Below are 17,737 nucleotides of genomic sequence, written 5' to 3' on the forward strand. Positions count from 1 at the left end.
GGAGGGGCGTGGGGGTCTTCATGTCAGCGCCCTCCAGAGACGTCGAGCAGGCTCATGGTGGTGTAGCTCGCAGCGTCAGACAGCAGCCAGACGATGGCCTGGGCCACTTCGTCGGCGCTGCCACCGCGCTGCATCGGCACCAGGTGCTGCAGCTGTTGCACGCGGTCGGGCAGACCGCCCGAAGCGTGGATCTCGGTGTCGATCAGGCCAGGGCGCACCGCGTTGACGCGCACACCCTCGGCCGCAACCTCCTTGGCCAGACCGATCGTGAACGCATCAATGGCGCCCTTGGAAGCGGCGTAGTCCACGTACTGCCCCGGAGCGCCCAGGCGCGCCGCCGCGCTGGAGATGTTCACGATGCTCCCGCCTGCCCCGCCGTGTCGCGTGCTCATTCGGCGCACCGCCTCGCGTGCGCACAGCATCGAGCCCATCACGTTGATGTCGAACATGCGGCGCCAGCGCGCCACGCTCATCTCGTCCACGCGCGCCGTCACGTCGACCACGCCGGCGTTGTTCACCAACCCCCGCAACGGGCCGAACTTGGCGTCGATCTGACCGACCATGGCCATCACCTGCGCCTCGTCGGCCACATCGGCCTTGACCGCCATCGCGGTACCGCCAGCCGCGCGGATGGCGCGCACCACCTCGTCGGCTGCCAGCGAGTTGGCTGCGTAGTTCACCGCCACCTGCCAGCCTTGCTGGGCGGCCAGCCGGGCGGTGGCGGCACCAATGCCCCGGCTGCCACCGGTGACCAGCAACGCACCTGCAGACGATGTGTTCATGGGCTTTCTCCTGCCAAAATGTTCGGTCCCGGGTACAACCGGTTGTCGCACCATTAGACCAACACGAGGAGACACCCATGCGTCACGCAGTCGACTACTACTTTGCGCCCAACAGCCCCTGGACCTACCTCGGCCACGCGCGGTTCGCCCGCATGGCCGAGGAGGCGGGCGCCAGCGTGCGCGTGCTGCCGATGGACCTCGGCAAGATATTTCCCATTTCGGGCGGCCTGCCGCTGCCCAAGCGCGCGCCGCAACGCCAGGCCTACAGGTTGCTGGAGCTCCAGCGTTTTGGCGAGGCCCTCGGCCTGCCCCTGGTGGTGCAGCCGCGCTTTTTCCCGGTGGCGGCCGATCTGGCCGCGCGGCTCATTGTGGCCACCGACATGGACCACGGCACCGCTGCGGCCATGCGCCTCACAGGTGCGGTGGGGGCAGCCGTCTGGACCCAGGAGCGCGACATCGCCAACGTCGATACCCTGAGCGCCGTGCTCACCGAGTGTGGTCTGGACGCGGCTCTGCTGGCGCGCGCGCAGACGCCCGAGGCTCAGGCCCAGTACGAACAGAACACCCAGGCTGCGATCGATGCCGGCGTGTTCGGCGCGCCGAGCTACGTGGTCGACGGCGAGCTGTTCTGGGGCCAGGACCGGCTGGACTTCGTCGCGCGCCGCCTGCTTGCCTGAATCGCCCCCTTTTTTTCTGACCCAACGTTCCAGGAGACTTTCCCCATGAGCCATGTCATCGAACTCACCGCCGCAGACGGCTTTGCCTGCCCGTCTTACGTGGCCCAGCCCGCGGGCAATCCCAAAGGCGGCATCGTGCTGCTGCAGGAAATCTTTGGCGTGAACAGCCACATCCGCTCGGTGGCCGACGGCTACGCCGCCGAGGGCTACCTCGTGGTCGCGCCCGCCACCTTCCATCGCGTGAAGCCTGGTGTGGAACTGGGCTACACCGAGGCCGATATGAACGAAGGTTTTGGCTACAAGACGGCGGTGGAGGCCTTGCCGGCACCCGGCGTGATGCAAGACATCCAGGCGGCGATCGAAGAAGCGGCGCAGGGCGGCAAGGTTGGCATCGTGGGCTATTGCTGGGGCGGCCTGCTGACCTGGCGTTCGGCCTGCACGCTGAGCGGTCTGTCGGCGGCCGTGCCCTACTACGGCGGCGGCATGACGGCGGGTGCCGACGCGGCACTCAAGCCCCAGGTCCCGGTGCTGGCGCATTTTGGTGATCAGGATCACTGGATCCCGCTCGACACTGTGGAGGCCTTCCGAAAGGCCCAGCTGGGCGTGGAGGTGCAGGTCTACGCCGCCAACCACGGTTTCAACTGCGATCAGCGCGGCTCCTACAACGAAGCGGCGGCCCAGCTGGCCCGCCAGCGCACGCTGGCCTTCTTCGCCCGACACCTCTGATGCGTCGGGGGCACTGCCCCTCGCCCACCCGACTCTCTGACCACCGACCCATGATGCAACTGCACCATTTCCCCAGCACCGCCAGCATGGTGCCGCACATCCTGCTGCATGAAATCGGCGCGCCTTTTGAGTTGGTGCTGGTCGACCGTACCCACGATGTGCAGAAGTCGGCGGCCTACCTGCGCCTCAACCCCAATGGGCTGATCCCGGTGCTGACCGATGGCGACCTGGTGTTGTACGAAACCGCGGCCATCGCCCTGCACCTGTGCGATACCCATCCGGGCAGTCAATTGGCGCCCGCGTTGGGTACGCCTGAGCGTGCGCACTTTTACAAGTGGCTGATCTGGCTCACCAACACGCTGCAAAGCACACTCATCGTTTACTTTTACCCCGAGCGCTGGGTCAAGGCGAGCAACGCCGCCGGTCAGGTCGAGGTGAAAAGCCATGCCGAATGGCGCATCCGCGTGCTGCTCGACCAGCTCGATACCGAGCTGGCCCGTCACGGCGGTCCCTGGCTGCTGGGTGAGTCCTACACCGCGCTCGATCCCTATATGTTCACGCTTTGCCGATGGACGCGGAGCTTTGCCCAGACGCCGCCTGCGCGCGATCGCCGCCACTTGGGGCCTTTCCTGCAGCGCATGCTGGATCGCCCCGCGGTGCAGCGCGCATTGGCGGCGGAAGGCTTGCAGGCCCCGTTCGTCTGAACAGCGCGGGCCTATCGGCCGCGTGAGCGCTCCAGGTAGCGCTTGCGCCAGAAAAACACGCTCAAGCCCGTCGCGATCAGTGCCATCGAGCCCATCGCCCACCAGAAACCGCTTTGCTGGTGGATCAGCGGGATGAAGTCGAAGTTCATGCCGAAGATGCCGGCGATCAGGTTCAGCGGCAGGAAGATGGCCGTGAGCACGGTGAGCGTGCGCATGATGTCGTTGGCCCGGTTGCCCTGCACCGAAAAGTGCATCTGCACCGCGGTCTCGGCGTTTTGCTCCAGCCGGCGCACGTGGTGCACCACGCGCTCGATGTGCTCCAGCACGTCGCGGCTGCGAACGCGCAACAGCTCCAGGCTGCGGTGGCCGCCAGTCTCATCCTCGGGCTCCCAGCTGGCTAGGGATTCGATCCAGTCCAGCACCGCCGAGCGTTGGTCTTCGCAGATGTCGTCAAGCTGGTGCAAGGCGATGCGGGCATCGAGCAGCGAACCCCAGTTGGTGAAGCGCGTCTTGGGGTGCAGCAGCTCGGCTTGCCAGTGGTCGAGCTGCCGCGTGAGCTCGCGCCGCAGCTCCAGGTAGCCATCGACCATCTGGTTGACCACGCGCAGCATCAGGTCCGCCGGGCTGCTCGGCAGGTGTGTGCCGGCGGCGCGCGAGCCGCTTGAACCTGAGGCTAGTAGCCGGCTGGCGTACTGTTCCAGCACGCTGCAGCCTGCCGGGTGCACGGTGAGCACCACGCGGTCGAACACCGCAAAACCAACGGGGCTGGTGTCGATACGCCGCAGCACCGGCGGGCCGCTGCGCTTGAGCTTTTGCGTCATCACCACGCCGGGATGGTCCAAATCGGTTTCGCTCTGTCCGGCCGCTAGCCGACGGAACACCAGGATGTCGTACAGGGATGTGTAGTCGAAATGAGAAGGCAGCTGGTTGTTCAGCAGGTCGTGCACATGCAGGTCGACCAGCGTGGTGCCGCACAGCGCCTGCAGCGCGACCTGCACCGCGCTTTGCTCCAGCTCGAATTCTCGCCGCCCGCATGCGATCCAGACAAAGCCGTGCTCGGGCAGCTCGCACGGCAGCGTGTCAGCCTCGCGCACCTCCCCCGGTTGGATGGTGAAGACACGCATGGTCCGGAGGGCGTCGCTCAGGCGCGCAGCAGCCGCGCGGCGTCGCGGGCGAAGTAGGTCAGCACGCCATCAGCCCCCGCGCGCTTGAAGGCCAGCAGGCTTTCCATCATCACCGCGTCGTGGTCCAGCCAGCCGTTTTGCGCTGCGGCTTTCAGCATCGCGTATTCGCCGCTCACCTGGTAGACGAAGGTGGGCATGCGGAATTCGTCTTTCACCCGGCGCACGATGTCCAGGTAGGGCATGCCAGGCTTGACCATCACCATGTCGGCACCCTCTGCGATATCCAGCGCCACCTCGCGCAAGGCTTCGTCGCTGTTGCCCGGGTCCATCTGGTAGACCTTTTTGTCGGCCTTGCCCAGGTTGGCGGCCGATCCTACGGCGTCGCGAAACGGGCCGTAGAAGGCGCTGGCGTACTTGGCGCTGTAGGCCATGATGCGGGTGTGCACCAAGCCTTTGGCTTCGAGCGCGCGGCGGATGGCGCCAATGCGCCCGTCCATCATGTCGCTCGGCGCCACCATGTCCACGCCCGCCTCGGCTTGCAACAGGGCCTGTTGCACCAGAATGTCCACCGTGGGGTCGTTCAGGATGTAATTGTGTTCGTCCAGCAAACCATCCTGACCGTGGCTGGTGAAGGGGTCGAGTGCCACGTCGGTCATCACGCCGAGCTGGGGGAAGCGCTTTTTGAGTTCGCGCACGACCTGGGGCACCAGGCCGTCCGGGTTGGTCGCTTCCTTCCCGTCGGGTGTCTTGAGAGAAGCGTCGATCACCGGAAACAGCGCCATTACCGGAATGCCCAGCTTGACGCAATCTTCGGCCACCGGCAGCAGCAGGTCCAGACTGAGTCGCTCCACGCCGGGCATCGAGCCTACGGCCTCGCGCCGGTTCTGGCCGTCCAGCACGAACACCGGGTAGATCAGGTCGGCCGGGCTGAGCCGGTGCTCTCGCACCAGGTCGCGGGTGAAGGCGTCTTTGCGCAGGCGGCGCGGGCGGGCGAGGGGGTAGGGCGTGGGTGCGTGCATGGCCGTATTGTGGCAAAGGCGGCGCTGGCTTGGGCCGGCCTGCTTCGGCGGACCGCCACCGCCCTCGGGCCTTCTCGCCATTGTTAAAGTGAGGTCTTTGTGTTGAACTCCACGCACCCGCTGGAATATGTTGTCGGCAAGAGGCGGTTTCGCGCGATCATGAAAAGAGCGTCCGTCATCCCGCCTGGTTCTTTCCGGTCTCTGGCCGGCTGGATCATCGCGTGTGCGACAGACCTGGCACCGATCTTTACCTTTCACCATGCTGCAAAACAAGAAAAGCCCTGTTGAAGCACCCGCGCCCCAACAGAGCGGCGCGACCGGCACGAGCTCGGACTGGTCGCTCGACGATCACTGGCCCTCGCTGATCGCGGCGTTGGCCGACCAGATCACAGAGGGTACCAGCGCTTTGCAAGGTACGGTGGACCAGCTGCTGCAGCGCGGGCGCATCTCCAAGCTGGAGCACCGGGCTTTGAGCCTGCCGGCCGAGCGCATCAAACAAGCGGGCGTGAGTGCCCAACAAGTCCACCGCTTCTACAACGGGCGCATCCGACAGTCGCACGAAAAAGTGGACATGTCCGAGCTGGTCGAAGGCGTGCTGCAGGAGCGCAAGAAAGAGCTGGGGGTCCTGGGGATCGCGCTTCGACGCAAGCTCAAGCCGGTCGAGGTGCTGATCGACCCCACGGTGGCGCACACTTTTGTCAATGCGGTGCTGGACTGGGGCCTGGCCTTTGGCAATCGCATCGACGTGCGCATGGACCTCAACCACTGGCCGCAACACGCGCGCTTCCAGGTCCGCGTGGCCAATGACGGTGTGCCGCCCTCGAGTACCCTCGAACCCGACAACCTCAACTGGATGCTGATTCGCCAGATCGCCCTGGCCACCGGAGGCGTCGAGATCACACGCGACCTGCGCGACGACGGCGTCAACTTCACCGCCATGTTCACACGCACCGTGCAGGCGGTCGATGGCATCTCGGCGGTAGATCTTTCGGATGACCAGTCGTCCATGTTCAAGTCGCTCTCAGGCACCTACGTGCTGACGATTTCCCCGAGTCTGCAGATCCGAGCCGACGTGCGCGATGCCTTGCGCGAGATTGGCATCATGTCCGACAGCGTGGTGGACTTCGCGCAGGCCGAGGACGCGGTGCGCAGCCGAATGCCCAACTTGATCGTGGTGGACGCTGAGATCAAGGGCGAGGCCTTTGAAAAATTCCGCAACGACCTGCTGCGCGAGGTGTTCGAGTTTCCGTTTGTGGAAATCTCGCCCGATGACAGTTCGTTTGATATGTCTGGCTTCGGTGAATTCGCCATGGCCAAAGTGGGCCGTGGAAATATCCGGGAGGCCCTGGGCACGGCCGTGATGTTCGAACTCGCCAAGATGATGTAGTTCTTTGGTAGTGTTATCGGTGTCTTGGTGGCCAACCCCTGTCAAAGTTACCAGGGGCGGTGCAAATTTCCAACGTATCCTGGTGTAACATGTCGCTGGGCATGCCCTTGGCGAGCCCCCCGCTTTTCCTCCCTGAGCGGGTGCCTTAGTGTGTGACAGCAAAAAGGCTTTCCAACCCGGCCCACGGCCGGGTTTTTTTTCGCCTCAACTTGCCCTGATGCAGCCAGGGCCCCGGGCGTCTGGCTGCGGTCTCGGGACTACACTGCCCCCATGCTCTGGGTCAAATCCTTTCACATCGTGTTTGTGGCCAGCTGGTTCGCAGGCCTTTTCTACTTGCCGCGCATATTCGTGAACCTGGCCATGGTGCCGCCGGACAGCGTGGCTGAGCGGGAGCGGTTGCTGCTGATGGCACGCAAGCTCATGCGCTTCACCACCTTGCTCGCGGTGCCCGCCGTGGTGCTGGGGCTCTGGCTCTGGCTGGGATACGGCATCGGCCTGGGGGCGGATCAGCGATGGATGCACGCCAAACTGGCGCTGGTGCTGCTGACCCTGGCCTATCACCACGCCTGCGGCGTGATATTGCGTCGGTTCCAGCAGGGCATGAACCAGCGTGGCCATGTTTGGTACCGCTGGTTCAATGAGGCGCCCGTGATCATGCTGGTGGCGGTGGTGGTGCTGGTGGTCGTCAAGCCCTTCTAATCCTCTTGAAACAGCGTTCGTCCGCCTGGCCCCTGACCCTGCTGCTGTCGGGGCTGGTGGTCTATGCCAGCCTGTACCCGTTCACCGGCTGGCGCTTGCAGGGCGTGGCGCCGACCGCGTTCCTCTGGGCCCCCTTGCCGCAGTACTGGACCGGGTTTGACGTCATGGCCAATCTGCTGGGTTATGCGCTGCTCGGGTTTCTGCTGGCACTGGCGCTGCTGCGTTCGGGCGGCGGACTGTGGACCTGGCCCCTGGCGCTGGGGCTTCCGCTGCTGCTGTCACTGGGGGTGGAAACCTTGCAGAATTTCTTGCCCTCGCGCATTCCGTCGAATGTCGACCTGGCCCTGAACACCCTGGGCGCCTGGCTGGGCGCGAGCGTGGCGGGTTTGATGGAGCGCCTGGGGGTGCTGCGGCGGTGGAGCCGTTTCCGCGCCAACTGGTTCGAACCCGGGGCGCATGGCAGCCTGGTCTTGCTGGCCCTATGGCCTTTTGCGTTGCTGTACCCGGTCTCGGTACCGTTTGGCCTGGGCCAGGTGGTGGAGCGGCTGGAGGCGGGACTGGTCGAGCTGCTCGAAGGCACGCCTTTCCTCCAGTGGCTGCCGGTGGGACTGGTGCCGGCAGTGCCGCTCAGCCCCCTGGCCGAAGCCTTTTGCGTTTGCCTTTGCCTGCTGACGCCGTTGCTGATGGGCTATGGCGACATGCGAACGACCGGGCGGCGGGTGGTGTTCTGGCTCATGTTTGGCGTCTGCGCGTTCGGGGCAGCCGGCTTGTCGTCGGCACTCACCTATGGTCCGAGCCATGCGTGGTCGTGGATCAGCCCGCAGGCGGCACTGGGCTTGGGGCTGGCGGCTGTGGCCGGGCTGCTGTTGCTGGCCCTGCCGCGGCGCCTGTGCCCGGTGGCGATGTTGCTGTGTCTGGCCGTGTCGCTGAGCCTGCTGAACCGCGCCCCGGCCAGCCCGTATTTCGCCCAATCGCTGGAGGTTTGGGAGCAAGGTCGCTTCATTCGGTTCCATGGTCTGTCCCAATGGCTGGGGTGGCTGTGGCCGTTTGCGGCCCTGGTGCTGGGCCTGCGCGCCGTGATGCGGCCGGCGACCCGGCGGTGAGTCCCCACTAGAATCGGGGCATGTCAGATGCCTCTACCTCTTCCGCGCCATCCGGGCAGGACACCTACTACCAGCGCCACATCTTTTTCTGCCTGAACCAGCGCGAAGGCGGCGATGCCTGCTGCGCCCAGCACCGTGCGCAGGCGTCATTTGACCGCTGCAAATCGCAGGCCAAGGCCCAGGGCTTGCTGGGTGCTGGCAAGGTGCGGGTCAACAAGGCGGGCTGTCTGGACCGATGTGCGGGCGGGCCAATTGCCGTGGTCTACCCCGAGGCCGTCTGGTACAGCTACGTGGACGAGGCCGATATCGATGAGATCGTGAGCTCTCACCTGCGCGACGGCGTGGTGGTGCAGCGCCTGCTAACGCCGCCAGACGTTGGCCGCTGAAGACCGCTGCCCGCTGGGCGGCCGGCTCGCTCCGCCGGCATTGCCGATGACACCATGAACGCCCAGACCGAGCACCTGCTGCAAGAGGGGCCTGCCGGGCCGCTGGAAGTTGCGCTCGACCGAGCGCCGGATGCCCGCGGGGTGATGGTGATCGCTCATCCGCATCCGCTGCATGGCGGAACCCTGTCCAACAAGGTGGTGCAGACCCTGGCGCGCGCCAGCGTGCTCGCCGGCTGGACCGCGGTTCGGTTCAATTTCCGGGGGGTGGGCCGCAGTGGCGGCGCATACGACGAAGGTCGCGGCGAGCTGGATGATCTGCTCGCAGTCGTGGGTGCTCAGGCGCCCGACGGACCGCTTTGCCTGGCCGGGTTTTCTTTTGGCGCATTTGTTACCACCCACGCTGTGCAGCGTTTGCACACCAGCCGCGACCTGCAGCGGCTGGTGCTGGTCGGCACGGCAGCGAGCCGGTTCGCGGTGGCCGACGTGCCTGAGGAACTCCGCCCTCGCTGCTTGGTCATCCATGGCGAGCAGGACGACACGGTGCCGCTGGAGTCGGTCATGGTCTGGGCTCGACCCCAGGTCTTGCCGGTGCTGGTGATCCCCACCGTCGGCCATTTTTTTCATGGCCAGTTGCCTTTGCTGCGCGATGTTGTGCATAGGCACCTGCGCGCCTGAATGCCTCGCCATTGCTTTTTTGATTGTCTAACCAAGGATGCTGTTTTGTTGTTTCGTCGTCTGTTTGCGCGCTTAGCGCTCGCCTGTCTTGCTGCTGCCTCTGCCTTGTCCGCGGCGGCCCAGACGCCCCAGCCACCCGAAATCGCCGCGCGTGCTTACCTGCTGCTCGATGTGACCTCGGGCCAGGTGCTCGCGTCGCGCATTCCAGACGAACCGGTGGAGCCGGCGTCTCTCACCAAGCTCATGACCGCCTATCTGGTGTTCGACGCACTGAAGGCGGGCAAACTGACCCTCACGCAGACGCTTTCGGTCAGTGAACGGGCCTGGAAGATGCCTGGTTCGCGCATGTTCATCGACCCCAAGATGCAGGTGCCGGTGGAAGACCTGATCAAAGGCATGATCGTGCAATCGGGCAACGACGCCACCGTGGCGCTGGCCGAAGGCGTGGGCGGCTCGGTGGAGCGCTTCGTGCAGATGATGAACGAGCAGGCCAAGGTGCTGGGCATGCGTTCGAGCAGTTTCAAGAACCCCGAAGGTCTGACCGAGGCCGGGCACACCACCACCGCGCGCGACCTCGCTACGCTGGCCACGCGTCTGATGCGCGATTTTCCCGACTATGTGCCCTACTACGCCATCCAGCGGTACCGCTACGCCGGCACGCCCAAAGCCAACGATGCCAATCGCAACCTGTTGCTGTTTCGCGACCCCAGTGTGGACGGGTTGAAGACCGGTCACACCAATGCTGCTGGCTATTGCCTGGTGGCCACCGCACGCCGCCAGGTGCCTGGCCTGGGTGAGGGAAAGGCGGGCGAGCGCCGGCTGCTCAGCGTGCTGCTCGGTGCCTCCAGTGAAAACGCGCGCGCCGCCGAAAGCCAGAAGCTGCTGAACTGGGGCTACACCGCGTTCGAGGCCGTGCGCCTGTTCCCCGCTGGAGAGCCTGCTGCTTCGGTCCGCATCTGGAAGGGCAAGTCCCCGGAGGTCAAGCTCGGCCTTGCCAACGGTGTGGTGGTGTCCGTGCCCGCCGGTGAGGGCCCCAGGCTCAAGACCGAAATCGCCCGGCCAGAGCCTCTGGTGGCACCGCTGACTCGCGGCCAGTTGGTCGGTACGCTGCGCGTGAGCCTGGGCAATGGAGAGCCTGTGAGCGAAATTCCGCTCACGGTGCTGGAAACTGTGGAGGAAAGCGGCGTCTTGGGTCGTGCCTGGGACGCGCTGCGCCTCTGGATCCAGTGATCGACCGCCCCTGAGCGGGGCCTCGGGCGTGCGCCGTCGACACCTTCGCAAATGGTCGCCAGTTGTCGCCAAGCCGCCCGCATGCTACAGTCGAGGGCTTTTCGGAATCTTCCGAGGAGATTTCGTTTTCGCTTTCTCAGACGTTTAGGGACGTTTCATGCCAACCATCAATCAACTCGTGCGCCACGGCCGGGAGGTCGAAAAGACCAAATCCAAGAGCCCGGCCATGGAGAACTCTCCGCAGCGTCGCGGTGTGTGCACCCGTGTGTACACCACGACCCCCAAGAAGCCCAACTCCGCTCTGCGCAAGGTCGCCAAGGTGCGCCTGACCAACGGTTTTGAGGTCATTTCCTACATCGGCGGCGAAGGCCACAACCTGCAGGAACACAGCGTGGTGCTGGTCCGTGGTGGTCGTGTCAAGGACCTGCCCGGTGTGCGTTACCACATCGTGCGCGGCTCGCTCGACCTGCAAGGCGTGAAAGACCGCAAGCAGTCGCGTTCCAAGTACGGCGCCAAGAAGCCCAAGGCGAAATAAGTTTCCTGTTTTTGGCGTTTGACCGGCCGGCAAGCCGGATTGAGCGCCCTGACCCCAAAGCGCCATGTTGGCGTCGGGTCAAGTAAGTGAGGGTCCTGATGGCTCTCGCGGTGCCCCGAAAGGGTGCCAACTGAAGCAAATCTGAGGTGAAAAAATGCCACGTCGTCGCGAAGTCCCTAAACGTGAAATCCTGCCGGATCCCAAGTTCGGCAATGTCGAGCTCTCCAAGTTCATGAACGTGATCATGGAAGGCGGCAAGAAAGCTGTCGCCGAGCGCATCATTTATGGTGCCCTGGAGCAGATCGAAAAGAAGACCGGCAAAGACCCGGTCGAAGCCTTTTCGGTGGCCATCAACAACGTCAAGCCCATGGTCGAGGTCAAGTCCCGCCGCGTGGGTGGTGCGAACTATCAGGTGCCCGTCGAAGTGCGCCCGGTCCGTCGCCTGGCCCTGTCGATGCGCTGGATCAAGGAAGCCGCGCGCAAGCGCAGCGAAAAGTCCATGGCCATGCGCCTGGCTAACGAGCTGATCGAGGCCACCGAAGGCCGCGGCGGCGCGATGAAGCGCCGTGACGAAGTGCACCGCATGGCCGAGGCCAACAAGGCCTTCAGCCACTTCCGCTTCTAAGCCCTTTACCCAACGTCAGTTCAGGCGAGCCCGCCAGCCCTCAAAAAGGGCAGCGGGCTTGCCCCATTCAGGAGTATTTCCATGGCACGCAACACGCCACTGGAGCGGTACCGCAATATCGGTATTTCCGCCCACATCGACGCCGGCAAGACCACCACCACCGAGCGCATTCTTTTCTACACCGGCGTCAACCACAAGATTGGTGAAGTGCACGACGGTGCGGCCACCATGGACTGGATGGAGCAGGAGCAGGAGCGTGGCATCACGATCACCTCCGCCGCCACCACCTGCTTCTGGAAGGGCATGGAGCTCAACTACGAAGAGCACCGCTTCAACATCATCGACACCCCCGGCCACGTGGACTTCACCATCGAGGTGGAGCGTTCCATGCGCGTGCTTGATGGCGCCTGCATGGTGTATTGCGCCGTGGGCGGCGTTCAGCCTCAGTCGGAAACCGTCTGGCGCCAGGCCAACAAGTACAAAGTGCCTCGCCTGGCGTTTGTGAACAAGATGGACCGCACCGGCGCCAACTTCTTCAAGGTCTACGACCAAATGAAGCTGCGCCTGAAGGCCAACCCGGTGGCGATCGTGATCCCCATCGGTGCCGAAGAAAACTTCACTGGCGTCGTGGACCTGATCAAGATGAAGGCCATCATCTGGGACGAAGCATCCCAGGGCATGAAGTTCGAATACCGCGAAATCCCGGCCGAACTGCAGGCGCAAGCCAAAGAGTGGCGCGAGAAGATGGTGGAGGCAGCCGCCGAGGCCAGCGAAGAGTACATGAACAAGTACCTGGAAGAGGGTGACTTGACCGAAGACGAAATCAAGCTTGGTATTCGCACGCGCACGCTGGCTGCTGAAATCCAACCGATGTTGTGTGGCTCGGCCTTCAAGAACAAGGGCGTGCAGCGCATGCTGGATGCCGTGGTCGACTTCCTGCCCTCGCCGGTGGACATTCCGCCCGTTGCAGGTACGGACGAAGACGAGGCGCCGGTGGTACGTCGTCCTGCCGACGACGAAAAGCTGTCGGCCCTGGCTTTCAAGCTGATGACCGACCCGTATGTGGGCCAGCTGACCTTTGTGCGTGTGTACTCTGGTGTGCTGAAAAAGGGCGACTCGGTGTTCAACCCCGTCAAGGGCAAGAAAGAGCGCATTGGCCGTATCGTGCAGATGCATGCCAACAACCGCCTGGAAGTCGAAGAAATTCGCTCGGGTGATATCGCTGCCTGCGTGGGCCTGAAAGACGTGACTACGGGCGAAACCCTGTGCGATCCAGACGACATCATCATGCTCGAGCGCATGGTGTTCCCTGAGCCTGTGATTGCGCAGGCCGTGGAACCGAAGACCAAGGCCGACCAGGAAAAAATGGGCATTGCCTTGCAACGCCTGGCAGCAGAAGACCCTTCCTTCCGCGTCAAGACCGACGAAGAGTCGGGCCAGACCATCATCGCCGGCATGGGCGAACTGCACCTGGAGATCATTGTCGACCGCATGAAGCGCGAATTCGGCGTGGAAGCCAACGTGGGCAAGCCCCAGGTCGCTTACCGCGAGACCATCCGCAAGACGGTCGAGGACTCTGAAGGCAAGTTCGTCCGACAGTCGGGCGGTAAGGGCCAATACGGACACGTGGTGTTCAAGATCGAACCCAACGAAGCCGGCAAAGGCTTCGAGTTCGTCGACGCGATCAAAGGCGGCGTGGTGCCTCGCGAGTACATCCCTGCTGTGGAAAAAGGCGTGATCGAAGCGCTGACCACGGGCGTGCTGGCCGGATACCCGGTGGTGGACGTCAAGGTGACGCTGCACTTCGGTTCGTACCACGACGTGGACTCGTCCGAAATGGCGTTCAAGATGGCGGCCATTTTTGGCTTCAAGGAGGGCTGCAAGAAAGCCAGTCCCGTCATCCTCGAGCCGATGATGGCCGTGGAAGTGGAGACGCCAGAGGACTACGCCGGCAACGTGATGGGCGATCTGTCCAGCCGTCGCGGCATGGTGCAGGGCATGGAGGACATGGTCGGTGGCGGCAAAGCCATCAAGGCCGAGGTGCCCCTGTCGGAAATGTTTGGCTACTCGACCACGCTGCGTTCCGCAACGCAAGGCCGTGCCACCTACTCCATGGAGTTCAAGCACTACGCCGAAGCGCCGCGCAACGTCGCCGAGGCGATCGTCGCTTCAAGAGCGAAGTAAAGGTTCCCACCCAGGTCGCCGCAGATCCGGCTTTGCCGGTCTGCCAGCGACGCCCCCTTGAGGGGGTGACGCGCGAAGCGCAGCGCAGGGGTGGGCCAGATTCTTTGTCTTCGGCGCCGCGCAAGCGGTGGGTTTGCTGCCCGTGGCAGCCCGCGCCGGAAACGTTAAACCCACACGGGCCTTGTTCTTTTTGAGGTATTTCAAATGGCAAAAGAGAAATTTGAGCGGACCAAGCCGCACGTGAACGTGGGCACGATTGGTCACGTGGACCATGGCAAGACGACGCTGACGGCGGCGATCACCACCGTGCTGTCGGCCAAATACGGCGGCTCGGCCAAGGCCTACGACCAGATCGACGCGGCTCCCGAAGAGAAGGCGCGCGGCATCACCATCAACACCGCCCACGTGGAATACGAGACGGCCAACCGCCACTACGCCCACGTGGACTGCCCCGGCCACGCCGACTATGTGAAGAACATGATCACCGGTGCGGCGCAGATGGACGGCGCCATTCTGGTGTGCTCGGCCGCTGACGGCCCCATGCCCCAGACCCGCGAGCACATCCTGCTGGCCCGCCAGGTCGGCGTGCCTTACATCATCGTGTTCCTGAACAAGTGCGACATGGTCGACGACGCCGAGCTGCTCGAGCTGGTCGAGATGGAAGTGCGCGAGTTGCTCGACAAGTACGAATTCCCGGGTGACGACACCCCCATCATCCACGGCTCGGCCAAGCTCGCCCTCGAAGGCGACAAGGGCAGGCTGGGTGAAGAGGCCATCATGAAGCTGGCCGATGCTCTGGACACCTACATCCCCACGCCCGATCGCGCTGTGGATGGTGCCTTCCTGATGCCGGTGGAAGACGTGTTCTCCATCTCTGGTCGCGGCACTGTGGTGACCGGGCGCATCGAGCGCGGCATCATCAAGGTCGGCGAGGAAATCGAGATCGTCGGCATCGCCGACACCCAGAAGACCACCTGCACCGGCGTGGAAATGTTCAGGAAGCTGCTGGACCAGGGCCAGGCTGGCGACAACGTCGGTATTTTGCTGCGCGGCACCAAGCGCGAAGACGTGCAGCGCGGCCAGGTGCTGTGCAAGCCCGGCTCCATCAAGCCGCACACGCACTTCACCGGCGAGATCTACGTCTTGTCCAAGGACGAGGGCGGCCGTCACACGCCGTTCTTCAACAACTACCGCCCGCAGTTCTACTTCCGCACGACGGACGTGACGGGCTCCATCGAGCTGCCAGAAGGCAAGGAGATGGTGATGCCGGGTGACAACGTGTCGATCACGGTCAAGCTGATCAACCCGATCGCCATGGAAGAAGGTCTGCGCTTTGCCATCCGCGAAGGCGGTCGCACCGTCGGCGCCGGCGTCGTGGCCAAGATCATTGCGTAATCGCCGCCCGCTGGGGGGCATAAGCCAGTAGGGGTATAGCTCAATTGGCAGAGCGTCGGTCTCCAAAACCGAAGGTTGTAGGTTCGATTCCTACTGCCCCTGCCACCTGATGGAAATCGTTGGGATCTGATCCCCGCCTCAGGTGGTTTTCAAGCCCGCCGAAGTCGTCAAGACCTCTGGTGGGCTTGCGTGTCTCAAGCAGCAGCGCTTCGAGTGCGCGTTTTTGTTAAGCATTGTCTGGAAATTCATGGCCACCTCCGAAGTACAAACCGTCAACAGCAGCGCCGACAAGGCCAAGCTGGCTGCCGCCGTGCTGCTGCTGGTCGCGGGTTTTGTCGGCTATTACCTGCTCGCGGGCCAGGGTTCGTTGGTGCGCGTGGGTGTGCTGCTGGGCGCCATCGTGGCCGCCATCGTGGCCTTTGCCGTGTCCGAACCAGGCCGTCAGCTGATCGCCTTTGCTCGCGATTCCTGGCGCGAAACCAAGAAGGTGGTCTGGCCGGCTCGCAAAGAAGCGATGCAGATGACCGCTTATGTGTTCGCCTTCGTGTTCGTGATGGCGTTGTTTTTGTGGTTGACTGACAAGACCCTGGAATGGGTGCTGTTCGACCTTGTCCTGGGCTGGAGAAATTAATGAGTGACCATCAAAGCCCAGTGACCGACGGCGTGGCTGCCGAAGGCATGCGCTGGTATGTCGTGCACGCCTACTCCGGCATGGAGAAGGCGGCCGAACGCAATATCGTCGAGCGCATCAACCGGGCCGGCATGCAAGACAAGTTTGGCCGCATCCTGGTGCCGACCGAAGAGGTGGTCGAGGTCAAGAACGGCCAGAAGCGAACCACCGAGCGCAAGTTCTTCCCTGGCTACGTGCTGGTGGAAATGGTGATGGATGACGACACCTGGCACCTGGTCAAGCATACCAACAAGGTCACCGGCTTTGTTGGTGGCGCCAAGAACCGCCCGGCGCCGATCTCCGAGGAAGACGTTCAGAAGATCGTCAACCAAATGCAGGAAGGCACGGACAAACCGCGTCACAAGGTCGAGTTTGTCGTGGGCGAGTATGTCCGCGTCAAGGAAGGTCCGTTCACCGACTTCAACGGCACGGTCGAAGAAGTCAATTACGAGAAAAGCAAGATGCGGGTGTCGGTGACCATTTTTGGTCGTGCCACGCCGGTTGAGCTCGAGTTTGGTCAGGTCGAAAAAGCCTGATCTTTATCGTGACGCAGGCAGGTCGGCCCGCTGCCTGTGGCATTTGTTTCTGAACCGGGTCCCCAATCGCGAGGAGGTTGTCCCTGTGGCAACCGTCTGCACTCGCAGGAGCTAACTCATGGCGAAAAAAATCGTCGGCTTCATCAAGCTGCAAGTGCCAGCTGGTAAAGCCAATCCCTCTCCCCCGATCGGCCCGGCGCTGGGTCAGCGCGGCTTGAACATCATGGAGTTCTGCAAGGCGTTCAACGCACAGACCCAGGGTCTCGAGCCCGGTATGCCGATCCCGGTGACCATCACCGCCTTCGCGGACAAGAGCTTCACCTTCAAGATGGGGACGCCTCCGGCGACCTACATGATCAAGAAGGCGATCAAGCTCGACAAGGGCTCTTCGGTGCCCAACAAGAACAAGGTCGGCAAGATCACCCGCGCTCAGCTCGAGGAAATCTGCAAGACCAAGATGAAAGACATGACCGCTGCCGACCTGGACGCCGCTGTGCGCACCATCGCCGGCTCGGCCCGCTCGATGGGCGTGATTGTGGAGGGCGTGTGAGATGGCCAAACTGACCAAAAAACAGAAAGCCTTCGAAGGCAAGGTCGACAGCAACAAGCTGTACCCACTGGCTGAGGCGCTGGCCATCATCAAAGAGTGCGCCAACGCCAAATTCGATGAGTCCATCGACGTGGCGGTTCAGCTCGGTGTGGACGCCAAGAAATCCGATCAGGTGGTGCGCGGCGCCGTCGTGATGCCCAATGGGACCGGCAAGACCAAGCGCGTGGCCGTGTTCGCCCAAGGTGCCAAAGCCGAAGAAGCCAAGGCCGCTGGGGCCGACGTGGTCGGCATGGACGACCTGGCTGCCGACGTCAAAGCCGGCAAGATGGACTTCGATGTCGTGATCGCCTCGCCCGATGCCATGCGCGTCGTCGGCACGCTGGGTCAAATCCTGGGTCCGCGCGGCTTGATGCCCAACCCCAAGGTCGGCACCGTGACGCCCGATGTGGCCCAGGCTGTGCGCAACGCCAAGGCTGGTCAGGTGCAGTTCCGCGTCGACAAGGCCGGCATCGTGCACGGCACCATTGGCCGCCGCTCGTTCGACAGCGACAAGCTCCAAGGCAACCTGGTGGCGCTTCTCGATGCATTGAACAAGGCCAAGCCGGCCACCAGCAAAGGTGTTTACCTGCGCAAGGTGGCGGTGTCGTCGACCATGGGTGTGGGCGTTCGCGTCGACACGCAGAGCATCTCGGCCTGATGGCCTGAAAGAATTCGGGAGTCGCATCGTCAG

Annotated in this window: 20 protein-coding genes and 1 tRNA gene; 18 read left to right on the top strand and 3 right to left on the bottom strand. The window is 63.5% G+C overall.

Going from position 1 to position 17,737, the window contains the following annotated elements; genetic code table 11:
- Positions 1–23 precede the first annotated feature (23 nt).
- Positions 24–782 (bottom strand): SDR family oxidoreductase, encoded by a 759-nt coding sequence (locus tag QUV25_RS17750; RefSeq protein ID WP_300865954.1) that lies wholly within the window; start codon positions 780–782, stop codon positions 24–26.
- A gap of 77 nt (positions 783–859) precedes the next feature.
- Here QUV25_RS17750 and QUV25_RS17755 point away from each other — a divergent pair, with 77 nt between their 5' ends.
- From QUV25_RS17755 to QUV25_RS17765, 3 genes are read left to right on the top strand one after another with little or no spacing between them, the layout of a single operon-like run.
- On the top strand, positions 860–1,459 hold the full coding sequence (locus QUV25_RS17755) for a 2-hydroxychromene-2-carboxylate isomerase (protein WP_300865955.1): 600 nt from the start codon (positions 860–862) through the stop codon (positions 1,457–1,459).
- A 45-nt stretch (positions 1,460–1,504) separates the two neighbouring features.
- Complete coding sequence (locus tag QUV25_RS17760; RefSeq protein WP_300865958.1) at positions 1,505–2,185, top strand: dienelactone hydrolase family protein; 681 nt, start codon at positions 1,505–1,507, stop codon at positions 2,183–2,185.
- A gap of 50 nt (positions 2,186–2,235) precedes the next feature.
- Positions 2,236–2,889: a glutathione S-transferase family protein gene (locus QUV25_RS17765; RefSeq protein WP_300865960.1), complete on the top strand. Its 654-nt coding sequence runs from the start codon at positions 2,236–2,238 to the stop codon at positions 2,887–2,889.
- Positions 2,890–2,900: 11 nt separating this feature from the next.
- On the opposite strand, the gene QUV25_RS17770 is transcribed toward QUV25_RS17765, so the two are convergent.
- Together QUV25_RS17770 and hemB are read right to left on the bottom strand one after the other, a co-directional pair.
- Complete coding sequence (locus QUV25_RS17770) at positions 2,901–4,013, bottom strand: magnesium transporter CorA family protein (RefSeq protein WP_300865962.1); 1,113 nt, start codon at positions 4,011–4,013, stop codon at positions 2,901–2,903.
- A gap of 17 nt (positions 4,014–4,030) precedes the next feature.
- Positions 4,031–5,032 (bottom strand): porphobilinogen synthase, encoded by a 1,002-nt coding sequence (gene hemB, locus QUV25_RS17775; protein ID WP_300865964.1) that lies wholly within the window; start codon positions 5,030–5,032, stop codon positions 4,031–4,033.
- Between the two features lie 259 nt (positions 5,033–5,291).
- Here hemB and QUV25_RS17780 point away from each other — a divergent pair, with 259 nt between their 5' ends.
- The 15 genes from QUV25_RS17780 (at position 5,292) to rplA (ending at position 17,704) form a co-directional block, all read left to right on the top strand.
- Positions 5,292–6,419 (top strand): hypothetical protein, encoded by a 1,128-nt coding sequence (locus tag QUV25_RS17780; protein ID WP_300865966.1) that lies wholly within the window; start codon positions 5,292–5,294, stop codon positions 6,417–6,419.
- A 270-nt stretch (positions 6,420–6,689) separates the two neighbouring features.
- The gene (locus QUV25_RS17785) at positions 6,690–7,118 is read left to right on the top strand and encodes a CopD family protein (RefSeq protein ID WP_300865967.1); all 429 of its coding nucleotides are present in this window, start codon (positions 6,690–6,692) and stop codon (positions 7,116–7,118) included.
- Entirely contained in the window at positions 7,118–8,221 is a 1,104-nt protein-coding gene (locus QUV25_RS17790) for a VanZ family protein (protein WP_300866097.1), read from the top strand. The genes QUV25_RS17785 and QUV25_RS17790 overlap by 1 nt, the downstream gene beginning before the upstream one ends.
- 20 nt (positions 8,222–8,241) lie before the next feature.
- Entirely contained in the window at positions 8,242–8,607 is a 366-nt protein-coding gene (locus tag QUV25_RS17795; RefSeq protein ID WP_300865970.1) for a (2Fe-2S) ferredoxin domain-containing protein, read from the top strand.
- A gap of 54 nt (positions 8,608–8,661) precedes the next feature.
- Entirely contained in the window at positions 8,662–9,282 is a 621-nt protein-coding gene (locus tag QUV25_RS17800) for an alpha/beta fold hydrolase (RefSeq protein WP_300865972.1), read from the top strand.
- A gap of 45 nt (positions 9,283–9,327) precedes the next feature.
- Positions 9,328–10,512 (top strand): D-alanyl-D-alanine carboxypeptidase family protein, encoded by a 1,185-nt coding sequence (locus tag QUV25_RS17805; RefSeq protein ID WP_300865975.1) that lies wholly within the window; start codon positions 9,328–9,330, stop codon positions 10,510–10,512.
- 157 nt (positions 10,513–10,669) lie between these two features.
- Positions 10,670–11,047, top strand: a complete 378-nt coding sequence (gene rpsL, locus QUV25_RS17810) for a 30S ribosomal protein S12 (protein ID WP_056266875.1) — start codon at positions 10,670–10,672, stop codon at positions 11,045–11,047.
- Positions 11,048–11,201: 154 nt separating this feature from the next.
- The gene (gene rpsG, locus QUV25_RS17815) at positions 11,202–11,672 is read left to right on the top strand and encodes a 30S ribosomal protein S7 (protein WP_291014135.1); all 471 of its coding nucleotides are present in this window, start codon (positions 11,202–11,204) and stop codon (positions 11,670–11,672) included.
- Positions 11,673–11,753: 81 nt separating this feature from the next.
- Complete coding sequence (gene fusA / locus QUV25_RS17820; protein WP_300865986.1) at positions 11,754–13,856, top strand: elongation factor G; 2,103 nt, start codon at positions 11,754–11,756, stop codon at positions 13,854–13,856.
- A 204-nt stretch (positions 13,857–14,060) separates the two neighbouring features.
- On the top strand, positions 14,061–15,251 hold the full coding sequence (gene tuf, locus QUV25_RS17825; protein WP_300865987.1) for an elongation factor Tu: 1,191 nt from the start codon (positions 14,061–14,063) through the stop codon (positions 15,249–15,251).
- 29 nt (positions 15,252–15,280) lie between these two features.
- Positions 15,281–15,356: transfer RNA gene (locus QUV25_RS17830), tRNA-Trp, on the top strand.
- Between the two features lie 142 nt (positions 15,357–15,498).
- Complete coding sequence (gene secE, locus QUV25_RS17835) at positions 15,499–15,882, top strand: preprotein translocase subunit SecE (RefSeq protein ID WP_300865990.1); 384 nt, start codon at positions 15,499–15,501, stop codon at positions 15,880–15,882.
- A complete protein-coding gene (gene nusG, locus QUV25_RS17840; RefSeq protein ID WP_300865992.1) occupies positions 15,882–16,457 on the top strand; it encodes a transcription termination/antitermination protein NusG in 576 nt (191 codons plus the stop codon). The genes secE and nusG overlap by 1 nt, the downstream gene beginning before the upstream one ends.
- Before the next feature lie 118 nt (positions 16,458–16,575).
- A complete protein-coding gene (rplK, locus tag QUV25_RS17845; protein ID WP_300865994.1) occupies positions 16,576–17,007 on the top strand; it encodes a 50S ribosomal protein L11 in 432 nt (143 codons plus the stop codon).
- Between the two features lies 1 nt (position 17,008).
- Positions 17,009–17,704: a 50S ribosomal protein L1 gene (rplA, locus tag QUV25_RS17850; protein ID WP_300865997.1), complete on the top strand. Its 696-nt coding sequence runs from the start codon at positions 17,009–17,011 to the stop codon at positions 17,702–17,704.
- The last annotated feature ends 33 nt before the right edge of the window (positions 17,705–17,737 follow it).

Source organism: Hydrogenophaga sp. (assembly GCF_030373245.1).
In the GTDB taxonomy this organism is placed as follows: domain Bacteria; phylum Pseudomonadota; class Gammaproteobacteria; order Burkholderiales; family Burkholderiaceae_C; genus Hydrogenophaga.